The 13066-nt window shown below is 57.5% G+C and carries 13 protein-coding genes; 7 read left to right on the top strand and 6 right to left on the bottom strand.

Annotated elements, in window-relative coordinates; all coding sequences use genetic code 11:
* Nucleotides 1-2: 2 nt before the first annotated feature.
* Nucleotides 3-1187, bottom strand: a complete 1185-nt coding sequence (gene tsgA, locus OSH03_RS18025; protein WP_061096882.1) for an MFS transporter TsgA — start codon at nucleotides 1185-1187, stop codon at nucleotides 3-5.
* Nucleotides 1188-1465: 278 nt separating this feature from the next.
* On the opposite strand from tsgA, the gene ppiA reads away from it, so the two are divergent.
* The 4 genes from ppiA (at nucleotide 1466) to argD (ending at nucleotide 4629) form a co-directional block, all read left to right on the top strand.
* Nucleotides 1466-2038, top strand: a complete 573-nt coding sequence (ppiA, locus tag OSH03_RS18020; protein ID WP_014885514.1) for a peptidylprolyl isomerase A — start codon at nucleotides 1466-1468, stop codon at nucleotides 2036-2038.
* 105 nt (nucleotides 2039-2143) lie between these two features.
* Entirely contained in the window at nucleotides 2144-2728 is a 585-nt protein-coding gene (locus tag OSH03_RS18015) for a putative adenosine monophosphate-protein transferase Fic (RefSeq protein ID WP_061096883.1), read from the top strand.
* A 30-nt stretch (nucleotides 2729-2758) separates the two neighbouring features.
* On the top strand, nucleotides 2759-3322 hold the full coding sequence (gene pabA / locus OSH03_RS18010) for an aminodeoxychorismate synthase component 2 (RefSeq protein WP_061096884.1): 564 nt from the start codon (nucleotides 2759-2761) through the stop codon (nucleotides 3320-3322).
* A gap of 86 nt (nucleotides 3323-3408) precedes the next feature.
* Nucleotides 3409-4629 carry a bifunctional acetylornithine/succinyldiaminopimelate transaminase gene (gene argD / locus OSH03_RS18005; protein ID WP_266179730.1) on the top strand — a complete coding sequence of 407 codons (1221 nt, stop codon included), beginning with the start codon at nucleotides 3409-3411 and terminating at the stop codon, nucleotides 4627-4629.
* On the opposite strand, the gene OSH03_RS18000 is transcribed toward argD, so the two are convergent.
* Both OSH03_RS18000 and crp read right to left on the bottom strand, forming a co-directional pair.
* Nucleotides 4626-6713 carry a YccS/YhfK family putative transporter gene (locus OSH03_RS18000; RefSeq protein ID WP_253543516.1) on the bottom strand — a complete coding sequence of 696 codons (2088 nt, stop codon included), beginning with the start codon at nucleotides 6711-6713 and terminating at the stop codon, nucleotides 4626-4628. The genes argD and OSH03_RS18000 overlap by 4 nt on opposite strands.
* 57 nt (nucleotides 6714-6770) lie before the next feature.
* A complete protein-coding gene (gene crp / locus OSH03_RS17995) occupies nucleotides 6771-7403 on the bottom strand; it encodes a cAMP-activated global transcriptional regulator CRP (RefSeq protein ID WP_000242758.1) in 633 nt (210 codons plus the stop codon).
* 311 nt (nucleotides 7404-7714) lie between these two features.
* On the opposite strand from crp, the gene OSH03_RS17990 reads away from it, so the two are divergent.
* On the top strand, nucleotides 7715-8119 hold the full coding sequence (locus OSH03_RS17990) for an OsmC family protein (protein WP_014885509.1): 405 nt from the start codon (nucleotides 7715-7717) through the stop codon (nucleotides 8117-8119).
* A 66-nt stretch (nucleotides 8120-8185) separates the two neighbouring features.
* Here OSH03_RS17990 and OSH03_RS17985 read toward each other — a convergent pair whose 3' ends face one another.
* Genes OSH03_RS17985 through OSH03_RS17975 form a run of 3 tightly spaced genes read right to left on the bottom strand, consistent with a single transcriptional unit; the run spans nucleotide 8186 to nucleotide 10323 of the window.
* On the bottom strand, nucleotides 8186-9055 hold the full coding sequence (locus tag OSH03_RS17985; RefSeq protein WP_253543376.1) for a phosphoribulokinase: 870 nt from the start codon (nucleotides 9053-9055) through the stop codon (nucleotides 8186-8188).
* A gap of 30 nt (nucleotides 9056-9085) precedes the next feature.
* Entirely contained in the window at nucleotides 9086-9304 is a 219-nt protein-coding gene (locus OSH03_RS17980) for a YheU family protein (protein ID WP_013099053.1), read from the bottom strand.
* Nucleotides 9301-10323, bottom strand: coding sequence for a hydrolase (locus OSH03_RS17975; RefSeq protein ID WP_266179729.1), 1023 nt, complete (start codon nucleotides 10321-10323; stop codon nucleotides 9301-9303). Before OSH03_RS17975 ends, OSH03_RS17980 begins: the two co-directional genes overlap by 4 nt.
* 228 nt (nucleotides 10324-10551) lie before the next feature.
* Between OSH03_RS17975 and mdcA the strand changes: the two genes are divergently transcribed.
* On the top strand, nucleotides 10552-12207 hold the full coding sequence (gene mdcA, locus OSH03_RS17970) for a malonate decarboxylase subunit alpha (protein ID WP_013099050.1): 1656 nt from the start codon (nucleotides 10552-10554) through the stop codon (nucleotides 12205-12207).
* Nucleotides 12207-13064 (top strand): triphosphoribosyl-dephospho-CoA synthase, encoded by an 858-nt coding sequence (locus tag OSH03_RS17965; RefSeq protein WP_266179728.1) that lies wholly within the window; start codon nucleotides 12207-12209, stop codon nucleotides 13062-13064. The genes mdcA and OSH03_RS17965 overlap by 1 nt, the downstream gene beginning before the upstream one ends.
* Nucleotides 13065-13066: the final 2 nt, after the last annotated feature.

The raw sequence follows: 13066 nt of genomic DNA, 5'->3' as shown, positions 1-13066 counted from the left end.
GGTTAGTGAGACGCTGCTGCCGCGTTGTGCTGGCGGTGGCGGGTCACAAAGCCCAGGATGAAGCACATGATGAACACCACGGCATACAGACCGTTAGCGGTGTGCAGCGCCGCCAGCGGGCCGCTGTGGGCAACGATCGGGCCCGTCACCACGAAGGTGAGCATGGTGCCGATGGTGCCGCAGGTCAGCACGAAGTTAACCAGCTTCGGCGAAGCCACTTTGGTCTGCAGGGAGCCCAGGGTGATGATCGAGGTGTAAATCGCGCTGGAGAAGAAGCCCAGGGTCAGAATGAACCACGGCATATGCTCCGGTGAACCGTTGATGAACAGGTACATCAGCACGGTCGCCAGGCCCGCCAGCACGGTCAGAATGCGCTGCAGGTCGAAGAAGCGCAGGATGAAGCTAAACGCCCACATGCCGAACATGTAAGACATCCAGAAATCGCTCACCAGCTTACCCGCGTCGTTCAGGCTCATGCCCAGACCTTTGGCGTATTCCGGAACCCAGGAGATAAAGCCCAGCTGGCCGAGGATGTAGCACAGGGCGGCGATGGAGAGGAACAGCACGCCGATGCCCCATTTCTCTTTCGCGACGGGCTCTGCGGTAGCCTGTGCTTTTTTGCCCAGCACCGGGAACTCACAGCCGAAGGTCAGGATAAAGATCGCCACGTAGACGAGGCCGATGCAGGCGTATACCCAGTACCACTCAATGCTGCGCGCCAGCAGAACGGCGGCAACCATCGGGAAAATCATCCCGGCCATGCTGAAGAAGGAGTCGGTAAACAGCAGGCGCGCGCCGCGCTGGCGGCCTTCATACATATGGGTAATCAGGAACGTACCGATCGACATCGTGATCCCGCTGACCAGACCAAGCACGAACATGGCGGCGGAGAATAGCGCGATGCTGTGGCTCAGCATCAGGCCTGCCACGGCGGCAACCATCAGCACAAAGCCAAAGCGCAGCTGGGTTTTCAGCGGGACGATTTCCATCAGCCAGGCATTCAGGAAAATAGAGATCAGGATCCCCGCGTTGAGGAAGGTGAAGGTATTGCTCATGCTGGAAACGGGCAGCTGGAAGTAGTCTGCGATATTTCCCATCACCATCCCGGTGACGATCACCAACGCGCCGGTCAGGGCGTAGGAGAAAAAGCTGATCCATGTGAGCTTGATGCGATTGCTGTTAGTCATGTCTGGCCTGTTCAGAAAAAGAAAAGCGCCGAGGGGGCGCTGAGAGCGGGCAGATTTTAGTCGCTAAAGTGATCTATTCCTATCTTTTAAGGGAAATGATTATGGTATTGCAGGTTTTAGTGTGATCTAAATCACATTAAATGGTCGTATAACCAATCGTTTGCGCAGTAATAATTGTTTCAATTTCGTAAAATTAGGTAAAAGGCTGGTCTCGGTTCATACTGCTCTTTAGAATCAAGCCATTCGCTTTTTATACTGCGCTTTGTTAAGGAATTCTCATGCTCAAATCAACACTGGCGGCTGTCGCAGCTGTGTTTGCTCTTTCTGCCGTTTCCCCTGCTGCGCTGGCAGCCAAAGGGGACCCTCACGTTCTGCTGACCACCTCTGCCGGGAACATTGAGCTGGAACTGAATAGCCAGAAAGCTCCGGTTTCTGTGAAAAACTTCCTCGACTATGTGAACAGTGGTTTCTATAACAACACCACCTTCCACCGCGTGATCCCAGGCTTCATGATTCAGGGCGGCGGCTTCAACGAGCAGATGCAGCAGAAACAGCCTAACCCGCCAATTAAAAACGAAGCGGACAACGGCCTGCTGAACAAGCGCGGCACCATCTCCATGGCGCGCACGGCGGATAAAGACAGCGCCACCAGCCAGTTCTTCCTCAACGTGGCGGATAACGCCTTCCTCGACCACGGCCAGCGCGACTTCGGCTATGCGGTCTTCGGTAAAATCGTGAAAGGGATGGACGTGGCGGACAAGATTTCCCAGGTACCGACCCATGACGTCGGCCCGTACCAGAATGTACCGTCTAAACCTGTCGTGATCCTCTCCGCGAAAGTTCTGCCATAAGCCTCTTTGACACGGGCGATCCTCGCCCGTGTTGTGACCCCTCCCTGCGAAAGCGCGTTTTGCTGCTTATACTTGTGGCAAACGGACTATTCAGGGAGGCGTTAAGTGAAAAAACTCACCGATAAGCAAAAATCCCGTCTCTGGGAGCAGCAGCGTAACGTCAATTTTCAGGCCAGTTGTCTCCTTGAAAAAGGTAATGGTCCTTCAGAGCCCGGCATTGAGACGCTGGAGCTAGGGCCTTCAGCACCCGGGCTGCCGCATCTGTGCCTCATTCACCGCCATCTGTATCACAGAGAGATGAAGCAGGCAGGCGAATTCCGTACCGACGATATTTTTAAGGGTGACATTCCCTTCTGCCATTTTGAGTACATCGAGACGATGGGTAACGAACTGATGGCGGCGCTGGAAAGCGATAAGTATCTTGTGGGACTGGAGAAGGCGGCGTTTGTTGAAAAAGTGAGCCATTACTACTGTGAAATCAACATGCTGCATCCCTTTATGCGCGGTAACGGCATTGCTCAGCGCGTCTTCTTTGAGCAGTTGGCCATTCACGCAAATTACGCGCTGGACTGGCGGGATATCGATCCCGAACAGTGGGTGGCGGCGAACCGAAGCGGCGCCACGGGGGATTTGAGCGCGCTGAGCGCTATCTTTGCCAAAGTAGTGAGCGAAGCGCGGGAATCTGAGTAGAATAGGGCGGCATTTTTTTCGGGAGCCGCCATGATTCTGCTGATTGATAACTACGATTCCTTCACCTGGAACCTTTACCAGTACTTTTGTGAACTGGGTGCAGAGGTGGTTGTCCGCCGCAACGACGAACTCAGCCTGGCCGATATCGAGACGCTGGCTCCGCAGAAAATCGTCATTTCGCCGGGGCCGTGTACGCCGTCGGAATCGGGCATTTCTCTGGACGTTATTCACCACTATGCCGGCAGGCTGCCGATCCTGGGCGTCTGTCTCGGCCATCAGGCCATTGCCCAGGCGTTTGGGGCCACCATCGTGCGTGCCGCGAAAGTGATGCACGGCAAAACCTCACCAGTCACCCACACCGGCACGGGCGTATTCACAGGGCTGAATAACCCGTTAACCGTGACGCGCTACCATTCGCTGGTGATTGACCCGCCGACGCTGCCCGACTGCTTTGAGGTGACCGCCTGGAGCGATACGCAGGAGATCATGGGGATTCGCCACCGCGAGTGGGATCTCGAAGGGGTGCAGTTCCACCCTGAAAGTATCCTCAGTGAGCAGGGGCACGCCCTGCTGGCAAATTTCCTCAATCGCTGAATATCTGTTGCCTTGTTGTGATTTTTTATGCATATTTTGTGATTATATTTTCACAATCAATGTGACATAAAATGGATGGGCATGACATGGCAACTGAACAACCAGCAATTACCCGCGCGACATTCGATGAAGTGATTCTGCCGATTTATGCACCGGCTGAGTTTATCCCGATGAAGGGGAAAGGCAGCCGCGTCTGGGATCAGCAGGGCAAGGAGTACGTGGATTTCGCGGGCGGTATTGCGGTCACGGCGCTGGGTCACTGCCATCCTGCGCTGGTGGAGGCGCTGAAAACCCAGGGCGAAACCCTGTGGCACACCAGCAACGTATTCACCAACGAACCCGCGCTGCGCCTGGGCCGTAAGATCATTGATGCCACCTTTGCCGAGCGCGTGCTGTTTATGAACTCCGGCACCGAAGCGAACGAAACCGCCTTCAAGCTGGCGCGCTACTACGCCACCACGCGCCATAGCCCGTACAAAACTAAAATCATCGCCTTCCATAACGCCTTCCACGGACGCTCTTTCTTTACCGTCTCCGTTGGCGGCCAGCCGAAGTATTCCGACGGCTTTGGCCCAAAACCGGCCGACATCGTCCACGTGCCGTTTAACGATCTGCACGCGGTGAAAGCGGTGATGGACGACCACACCTGCGCGGTCGTGGTGGAGCCGATTCAGGGCGAAGGCGGCGTGACCGCAGCAACCCCGGAATTCCTGAAAGGGCTGCGCGAACTGTGCGACGAGCATAAGGCGCTGCTGGTGTTTGATGAGGTGCAGTGCGGGATGGGGCGTACCGGAGAGCTGTTTGCCTACATGCACTACGGCGTGACGCCGGATATTCTGACCAGCGCCAAAGCGCTCGGCGGCGGTTTCCCGGTGAGTGCGGTACTGACGACGCAGGAGATTGCCTCCGCGTTCCACGTCGGGTCTCACGGCTCCACCTACGGCGGTAATCCGCTGGCGAGCGCCGTGGCAGGTGCCGCGTTCGACATCATCAACACCCCTGAGGTGCTAAACGGTGTAAGCGCGAAGCGCGAGCTGTTTGTGAAGCATCTCCAGCAGATTAACGATAAGTACGACGTCTTCAGCGAGATCCGCGGCATGGGGCTGCTGATTGGTGCGGAGCTGAAGCCGCAGTACAAAGGCCGCGCGCGCGATTTCCTGCACGCTGCCGCCCACGAAGGCGTCATGGTGCTCAACGCTGGGCCGGACGTGATGCGCTTTGCGCCGTCGCTGGTGGTGGAAGAGAAAGATATTGAAGACGGGTTAGCCCGCTTTGCCGCGGCGGTCGCGAAGATCGTTCAAGGCTAATACTCGGTTCGCTTTAACCGCCGCGTTAACCAAATGCCGTGATGCGGGCGCTGACGCCATGCCACCGACGAAATGGTGTGCATGGTGTTCAGATGCCCCAGCACGCGCTGCAAATGCTGCTCCAGGGTGCTCATCGGCCCGTGGGTCAGCGTCTCCGGTGCTTCCAGAATGTTCGAGTCGCCCGACTCGCCCGGCGCGTCATACTCCAGACGCTGCTGACACCTCTGCAGGGCAATTTCACAGGACTGCAAATAGCGCTGCGCCAGATCCGGCGTCAGCATCGTGTGCTCGCGCGCCAGCGTCGTCATGGCGTTAATGTGCTCGACGATAAACTGGCTGTGCGTCACCCACAGCTTCATGTCTGCAAGATAGTGTGAGTTAAAGCCCGGCTCCTGCATCGCCTGATTCAGCGAGTTGAACAGGGCGTTATGCGCCTGGTTGACCTTCATACGTTCGTAAGCAAGCGGGGAAGGCTGCGGATCGTCGCTCAGGATCAGACGAATGGCCTGCTGATCGGCTTCCAGCGCGTCGTGGGCGTTCTGCCTCAGCAGCCCGCTCTGCCACTGCGGCCACAGCCAGACCATCCCGCCAAAGGCGATCAGGCAGCCAATCAGCGTGTCGATCAGCCGGGCAACGATGAACTGTTCGCCGTTAAGCGTAAGCAGCTGCAGGGTGTATACCGCCGTCACCGTAAAGCCCACCATCGCCCAGCCGTAGTTTTTGCGAATGATGAGATAGCTTACCAGGGTGATCGCCAGCATGCCTGCCAGGGTATAGCCCTCTGGCACGTGAAAGTGCAGCGTCACGCCCGCAATGATCAGCCCCGCCATCGTGCCGCCTGCCCGGTGCAGAATGCGCACTCGCGTGGCGCCATAGCCGTTCTGGGTAACAAACAGCACGGTCATTAAGATCCAGTACGGTTTCGGCAGGTGGAGCGCTATGCCCATCAGGCTGGCGATACTGAGCATGACGCTAATTCTTGCGGCGTTGCGCAGGGCGGAAGATTTCAGAGACAGGTAGCTTCTCAGCGCCGGCAGCAGCGGCAGACGTTTTTGTTTATCCGCCATCAGGTCACGGGGATAAAGCGGTCGCTGGGTGCGCAGCACGCGGGCGATGCGGCTGAAGTGCCAGGCAGCGAACTGGCCGACCGGGTTATCCGGGTGCTGGCGGGCAATTTTCTCCAGCGCGCCGAGCTGTTTGTCCATGTTAAAGCGCGTGGGGTAACGGTGGTAGAGAATATCATCGGCCAGCACCCGCAGGCGCGCGGAGACGGTCTGCGCGTTCCAGCGGATCACCGCTTCGGCATGGCTGCGCTCAACCAGCTTTTGCACCTCCTGCGGGTGGTGAAGGCTAACGGAGATATGCTCCTGAAGGTCCAGCCCCACCTGGAAGGTGCGCAGCAGCCGTTTATATTCGTGGTTCTTGTTGGCGGCGAGCATATGCAGCTGCTGATAGCACTGGCTTATCAGATCCACCACCTTTTGCTGGCGCGTCAGCAGCGGCGGTAAGGATTTTTCCGGATCGGTATGCTGGGTGAGCAGGGTGTATTTGGCTTCGCAGTAATCCGCAAGCTGCACGTAGAGCAGGCTCAGCGATTCGCGCAGCGGCTGCTCCCGCCACAGCCAGAACCAGAACCAGTTAAACAGCCCGTACCACAGCGTGCCGAGGGCGTAGATCAGCAGCGGCTCCCACACGGGCATATTCCCGGCGAGGCTCAGGGTGAAGATGGCCGCAATGAGTGACGCGGGAAGCAGACGGGCATGGAGCGAACTGATTTCGGCGGTGACGCCGAGGGTCATCGCCAGCACGGTCAGGATCAGCGGCAGGGGAATATCGCGAGCCAGCAGAAGCTGCACCGCGAGGCTACAGCCTGCAAACAGCGAACCGCCAATTATCAGGCGTTTGAAAAAGCGTTTATGGGGCGTATCCAGACCGGCAATGTTGCAGCAGGCGGGCACGAGGGAAAACAGCAAGCCCTGCTGAAGATGTCCCAGGATCAGGCCCACGGCCACGGGAAGACACAACACCAGCGTTTGTCGCAGTGCGTAGTTAACTTCCGGGTGATATATCAGCCTGCGCCACATGGGGAAAAGAGACAAAAACGGCGTGACACCTCGCGATGGCACGCCGTTTGAGCAGGATTAACGGGTTCCGTAAACCACGATGGTTTTACCGTGGGCGGAGATCAGGTTTTGATCTTCCAGCATTTTCAGGATACGGCCCACGGTTTCGCGGGAGCAACCGACGATCTGACCAATTTCCTGACGGGTAATTTTAATTTGCATGCCGTCCGGGTGGGTCATCGCGTCTGGCTGTTTCGCCAGGTTCAGCAGGGTCTGCGCGATGCGGCCGGTCACGTCCAGGAAGGCGAGGTTACCCACTTTCTCTGACGTCACCTGCAGACGGCGCGCCATCTGGGAAGAAAGACGCATCAGGATGTCAGGGTTTACCTGAATCAGTTGACGGAATTTCTTATAAGAAATTTCAGCCACTTCACATGCTGTCTTTGCACGAACCCAGGCGCTACGTTCCTGGCCTTCTTCAAACAGGCCCAGTTCACCGATAAAATCGCCCTGGTTCAGATAAGAAAGGATCATCTCTTTGCCTTCCTCATCTTTGATCAGCACTGCCACCGAGCCTTTGACGATGTAATACAACGTTTCCGCTTTTTCACCCTGGTGAATCAGCGTGCTCTTCGATGGGTACTTATGAATGTGGCAATGAGACAAGAACCATTCGAGAGTCGGGTCTGTTTGCGGTTTGCCAAGCACCATGCGCTGTTATCCTCTGTTATAAGCTGTCACCAGAGTCATCAGATGCATCCGGACTCTGGGGTTGCAATCGAATTCTTACCCATACCCTGGGAAGTCGGCTGTCGTAACGTTTCGCAGCCAGTAAAGTTTGATGTCCTCTGCATACATGTGTAACGTCAATGTATTACTGTAGCATCCTGAGTGTTTTAGCATAGCTTTCGCCGCGTGTCTCCTGGTGTCTCGCTTCAGCATGATGCAGGTCGCCTTCCATTGCGAGAAATGTAACGCACGCGTAATCTGTCACCAAAAATGCAACGTTGGAGTTAATGAATATGCAAGCGCGCGTGAAGTGGGTTGAAGGTTTAACGTTCCTGGGCGAGTCCGCGTCAGGACACCAGATTTTGATGGATGGTAACTCCGGCGATAAAGCGCCGAGCCCAATGGAAATGGTGCTGATGGCGGCAGGTGGATGCAGCGCGATCGACGTGGTGTCGATTCTGCAAAAAGGTCGTCATGACGTGACGGATTGCGAGGTTAAACTCACCTCAGAACGTCGCGAAGAGGCGCCGCGCCTGTTCACCCACATTAATCTGCACTTTGTTGTTACCGGGAAAGCGCTGAAAGACGCGGCGGTTTCACGCGCGGTGGATCTCTCTGCCGAGAAATACTGCTCTGTGGCGTTAATGCTGGAGAAAGCGGTAAAAATCACCCATTCGTATGAAGTGATCGAGGCGTGATTCATGGGGCATCGTGCGTGTTGATGCCCTCATCCTAACCCTCTCCCACGGGGAGAGGGAACATGTTTACGGAATCTGCTTCCCTTCCATCAGTCGCTGAACCAGCGGCGTCATGATGAGCTCCATCGCCAGCCCCATTTTTCCGCCCGGCACCACTAACGTATTCATGTGCGAAATAAATGAGCCCTGCAGCATCGCCAGCAGCCAGGGGTAATCAATGCCGTCAAGATTGCGGAAGTGGATCACCACAAAGCTCTCATCCAGCGACGGGATGCTTTTCGCCGCGAACGGATTGGAGGTGTCCACCGTCGGCACGCGCTGGAAGTTAATGTGGGTTCGGGAGAACTGCGGCGTGAGGTAATTGATGTAGTCTTCCATGGAGCGCACTACCGAGTCCATCACCGCCTCGCGCGAATGGCCGCGCTCGCTCATGTCACGCGTCAGCTTCTGGATCCACTCCAGGTTAACGATCGGCACCACACCGACCAGCAGATCCACATGGCGCGCCACGTCGTGCTGAGGCGTGACCACGCCGCCGTGCAGTCCTTCATAAAACAGCACGTCGGTGGGTTCCGGCAGCGGTTGCCAGGGGGTAAAGGTGCCCGGCACCTGGTTCCACGGTACGGCTTCATCGTAGGTGTGCAGATATTTGCGGGACTGCCCGGTACCGCTCTGCCCGTATTCGCGGAAGGTTTGCTCCAGAAGGCCGAAATCATTGGCTTCCGGGCCGAAGTAGCTGATGTGTTTACCCAGATCGCGCGCCTTGCGGATCGCCATGTCCATCTCAGGCCGCGTATAGCGGTGAAAGCTGTCGCCTTCGACCTCCGCCGAACGGAGATTCAGCTGGGCGAAAATCTTGCGAAAAGCGAGGCTGGTGGTGGTGGTTCCCGCACCACTCGAGCCCGTAACGGCAATAATGGGATGTCTGGCAGACATAGCAACTCCCTGACTGAAAAGGTTGGAAGATCAGCCGTGAAACGCGTTGCGGGGCATGATATTGACCGTCTCATGCAGTTCTGACCACACCAGCACCACGTCGCCGCTTTTCAGCTGGCGTTTTACATCGTTGACCTTTTGCTCAAGCGAACGCTCATGTTCACCATAATCGGTGCCTTCGCGTAATACAAAGCTTTCAATCAGATTATCGAGCGTTTCGGGAGCCAGATCCTGCCAGGGAATGATCATTTTGCACCGTCCAGATAAGGAGTAAGCCAGTCAGGAATTCGCGCTTCCAGCCACATTTTCGGCCTGCGCAGCGTGCCGCCGATGAAACCCACGTGGCCGCCATGTTCGGTCAGCTGGTAGTGAACGTTGTCAGGCAGGAATTCCTGTGCGGGAATAGAATGATGATCCATGAACGGGTCATCTTTAGCGTGAATAATCAGCGTCGGCTGCGTGATTTTGCTGAGCAGCGGCATAGCGCTGCACTGTCGGTAATAGTCGATAGCATCGGCGAAGCCGTGAATTTTGGCGGTGATCAGATCGTCAAACTCGCGGATGCGGCGCACCTTTTTCAGCTGGCGCAGGCTTACCGGCAGGGTATCCGGATAGGCCTTCAGCTTGCGCGCCGCGTTGGCTTTCAGCAGGTTGAGCAGATAGCGCTGATAGACGCGAGAAAAGCCTTTTTCCATGTGGTAGCTGCACTGCTCCAGCATAAACGGTGCGGAGACAATGACGGCGGCATTCAGCGGTACGCTGTCGCCCTCTTTGGCCAGCAGGCAGGCCAGCATATTTCCGCCGAGCGAATAGCCCACCGCCGCCGTCGGCACGGTGCCGAAATTATCCCGCAGCCAGTGCAAGAACCAGGTGCCATCTTCGGTTTCACCCGAGTGATAGATGCGTTTCTGGCGATTCGGCTCACCGCTGCATCCTCGAAAGTGCATCACCACGCCGAGCCAGCCGCGCGCTTTTGCCGCCTGGATTAACCCATGTGCATAGGGGCTGTGCAGACTGCCTTCCAGACCGTGAAACACCACCAGGCGGGGTTTATGGCGCGCCTGTTCGGGATCTTCGCTCCAGGCGAGATCCAGAAAATCACCGTCCGGCAAATCCAGCCGCTGCCAGTGCGGAGTGAACTGCACCTTGCGGCGAATCAGGCGCGGCAGCATGGTTTGCAGGTGGGGGTTAGCCACGCCGCGCATGGGCACGAACTCGGTGCTGTCTTCGGCCGCAAAGTCGAAGTCTGAGGGAATGATTTGGGTCATAAGGGCGATGCTGATTCTTGTCAGAAATTTACTATACCTTCCGAATTGTACCCCGTTTAGCCTGGTTTTCCGAACCATGAACTGATCCCGATCACAAATATTTACCTTGATTATTACTCTCAGGCTAATGATTCCTCTCTACGCTTAATTGATGCCTTTTCCGCCAGGGTGCAGACTTTACTCAGCGTTAAGCAAATCAAAATGATGTGCTGAATCAGGAGGTTAATAATGTTATCTGGGCAAATACCCACCCGGCAATGGAACACCCGACGCAGCGAAAAAGCGCGTCGTCTGGCTTCCGTACCGGTGCAGGGCAAGGTTCTGCCAACCGGCGACCTTGTCGCCATGCTGGAAAAACTGATCGCACCAGGCGATAAGGTCGTTCTGGAAGGCAACAACCAGAAGCAGGCGGATTTTCTTTCCCGCTCGCTGGCCGAAGTGAACCCGCAAATCGTGCATGACCTGCACATGATCATGCCAAGCGTTGGCCGCAGTGAACATCTGGATATCTTTGAGAAGGGCATTGCCCGTAAGCTGGACTTCTCCTTCTCCGGCACGCAGAGCCTGCGAATCTCCCAGCTGCTGGAGGATGGTCAACTCGAAATCGGCGCCATTCATACCTATATCGAACTGTATTCACGTCTCTACGTCGACCTTTCACCAAACGTGGCGCTGATTGCCGGGTTTAAAGCAGACCGTAAAGGCAATCTCTACACCGGGGCGAGCACCGAAGATACCCCGGCGCTGGTAGAGGCCGCCGCGTTCCACGATGGGATCGTCATCGCACAGGTAAACGAGCTGGTGGACGACGAGTGCGACCTGCCGCGCGTCGATATCCCAGGCTCCTGGATTGACTACGTGGTGGTGGCCGACAAGCCGTTCTTTATCGAACCGCTGTTTACCCGCGACCCGCGCCTGATCAAACAGGAACACATCCTGATGGCGATGATGGCCATCAAAGGCATCTACGCTGAACATCAGGTGCAGTCCCTGAACCATGGCATTGGTTTTAACACCGCGGCAATCGAGCTGCTGCTGCCCACCTACGGCGAACAGCTCGGCCTGAAGGGCAAAATCTGTAAACACTGGACGTTGAACCCGCACCCGACGCTGATCCCGGCGATTGAAAGTGGCTGGGTGGAGAGCGTGCACTGCTTCGGCGGCGAGCTGGGGATGGAAGAGTACATCCGCGCCCGTCCGGACGTGTTCTTCACCGGTGCTGACGGCTCCATGCGCTCCAACCGCGCCTTCTGCCAGCTGGCGGGCCAGTACGCCGTGGATATGTTTATCGGCTCAACCCTGCAGGTGGATGGTTACGCCAACTCCTCAACGGTGACTCGCGGTCGCCTCTCCGGCTTCGGCGGCGCGCCGAACATGGGCCATGACCCACACGGTCGTCGCCACGCCACCCCGGCCTGGCTGAATATGATCACCGAACCAGACCCGATGCAGCGCGGTAAAAAGCTGGTCGTGCAGATGGTGGAAACTTTCCAGGCAGGCGTGAAGCCGACCTTCGTGGAAAAACTCGATGCCGTAGACGTGGCGAAAGCCTCCGGCATGCCGCTGGCACCGGTGATGATTTACGGCGATGACGTCACCCACGTGCTGACGGAAGAGGGTATTGCCTACCTTTACCGGGCAAAAGATCTGGAAGAGCGTCGTGCTATGGTCGCGGCCGTGGCGGGTATTACCGATATCGGTCTGGGCGTGGACGCCAGACGCGTGGCGGAACTGCGCCAGAGCGGCAAGGTCGTGTACCCGGAAGACATGGGGATTCGCCGTACCGATGCCACCCGCTCTCTGCTGGCGGCGGGCAGCGTGGCTGACCTCGTTGAGTGGTCCGGTGGTCTCTACAACCCACCTGCGAAATTCCGGAGCTGGTAATGACACTTCTGCCCCAGATTCAGGTTGAAGGCGGTGCCGAATGGCTGGCGCGAACCGCCACGCAGTGTCTGATTGACGAAGCGCGTTTAAGCCCGAAACCCGGTCTGGTGGACAGCCGGGGAAACGGCGCGCACCACGATTTATCCCTTGCGTTGATGGAGCGCTCCGCGCACAGCCTGACCTCCACCTTTCAGGCGCTGGCGCAGCAGAGCTGGCGGCGTCCGGCGGATATTGCCCTCAGGCAAACCGTTGGCCGCCTTGGCCGCGAAGGCGAACGGCAGATGATGATCGCCACCGACGGCGTGAATACGCACCGTGGCGCAATCTGGGCGCTGGGGCTGCTGGTGAGCGCGGTGGCGATGCTGGGCGGCGACGCCCGCGCGCAAACCGTCGCTAACACCGCCGCGCAGCTGGCGAAACTCCCGGACGACGCGGCGCCGAAGGTGTTCAGTAAGGGGTTACGCGCCACGCACCGCTACCGCGTGCCGGGCGCACGGGAAGAGGCTCAGCAGGCGTTTCCGCACGTTATGCAGCGCGCGCTGCCGCAGCTTCGCCTCAGCCGTCTCAACGGCAGCAGCGAAACGAACGCCAGACTCGACGCGCTGATGGCAATCATGACCTCGCTCACCGATACCTGCGTGCTATCGCGCGCCGGAATGGAGGGGCTGGACGCCATGCAGAACGGCGCCCGGGCGGTACTGAACGCCGGAGGATGCGCAACGCTCGCGGGGCAGCAGGCGCTGGCGCGGTTAGATCGCCAGATGCTGACGCTCAATGCCTCACCGGGCGGCGCCGCCGACCTGCTTGCCGCCACGCTGTTTCTTGACCGTGTCGAAACGCCCTATTCAAAGCATTAAGA

The sequence above is a fragment of the Enterobacter nematophilus genome, from assembly GCF_026344075.1.
Taxonomy (GTDB): domain Bacteria; phylum Pseudomonadota; class Gammaproteobacteria; order Enterobacterales; family Enterobacteriaceae; genus Enterobacter; species Enterobacter nematophilus.
This window is presented reverse-complemented; position numbering and strand designations above follow the sequence as displayed.

Excerpts from the sequence above, each read along its gene's own strand:
- pabA (WP_061096884.1), top strand. The coding sequence starts at position 2,759 with ATGATTCTGCTGATTGATAACTACGATTCCTTCACCTGGAACCTTTAC.
- OSH03_RS17980 (WP_013099053.1), bottom strand. The coding sequence starts at position 9,304 with ATGATCATTCCCTGGCAGGATCTGGCTCCCGAAACGCTCGATAATCTG.
- mdcA (WP_013099050.1), top strand. The coding sequence starts at position 10,552 with ATGTTATCTGGGCAAATACCCACCCGGCAATGGAACACCCGACGCAGC.
- OSH03_RS17965 (WP_266179728.1), top strand. The coding sequence starts at position 12,207 with ATGACACTTCTGCCCCAGATTCAGGTTGAAGGCGGTGCCGAATGGCTG.
- OSH03_RS17975 (WP_266179729.1), bottom strand. The coding sequence starts at position 10,323 with ATGACCCAAATCATTCCCTCAGACTTCGACTTTGCGGCCGAAGACAGC.
- OSH03_RS17990 (WP_014885509.1), top strand. The coding sequence starts at position 7,715 with ATGCAAGCGCGCGTGAAGTGGGTTGAAGGTTTAACGTTCCTGGGCGAG.
- ppiA (WP_014885514.1), top strand. The coding sequence starts at position 1,466 with ATGCTCAAATCAACACTGGCGGCTGTCGCAGCTGTGTTTGCTCTTTCT.
- tsgA (WP_061096882.1), bottom strand. The coding sequence starts at position 1,187 with ATGACTAACAGCAATCGCATCAAGCTCACATGGATCAGCTTTTTCTCC.
- OSH03_RS17985 (WP_253543376.1), bottom strand. The coding sequence starts at position 9,055 with ATGTCTGCCAGACATCCCATTATTGCCGTTACGGGCTCGAGTGGTGCG.
- OSH03_RS18000 (WP_253543516.1), bottom strand. The coding sequence starts at position 6,713 with ATGTGGCGCAGGCTGATATATCACCCGGAAGTTAACTACGCACTGCGA.
- crp (WP_000242758.1), bottom strand. The coding sequence starts at position 7,403 with ATGGTGCTTGGCAAACCGCAAACAGACCCGACTCTCGAATGGTTCTTG.
- argD (WP_266179730.1), top strand. The coding sequence starts at position 3,409 with ATGGCAACTGAACAACCAGCAATTACCCGCGCGACATTCGATGAAGTG.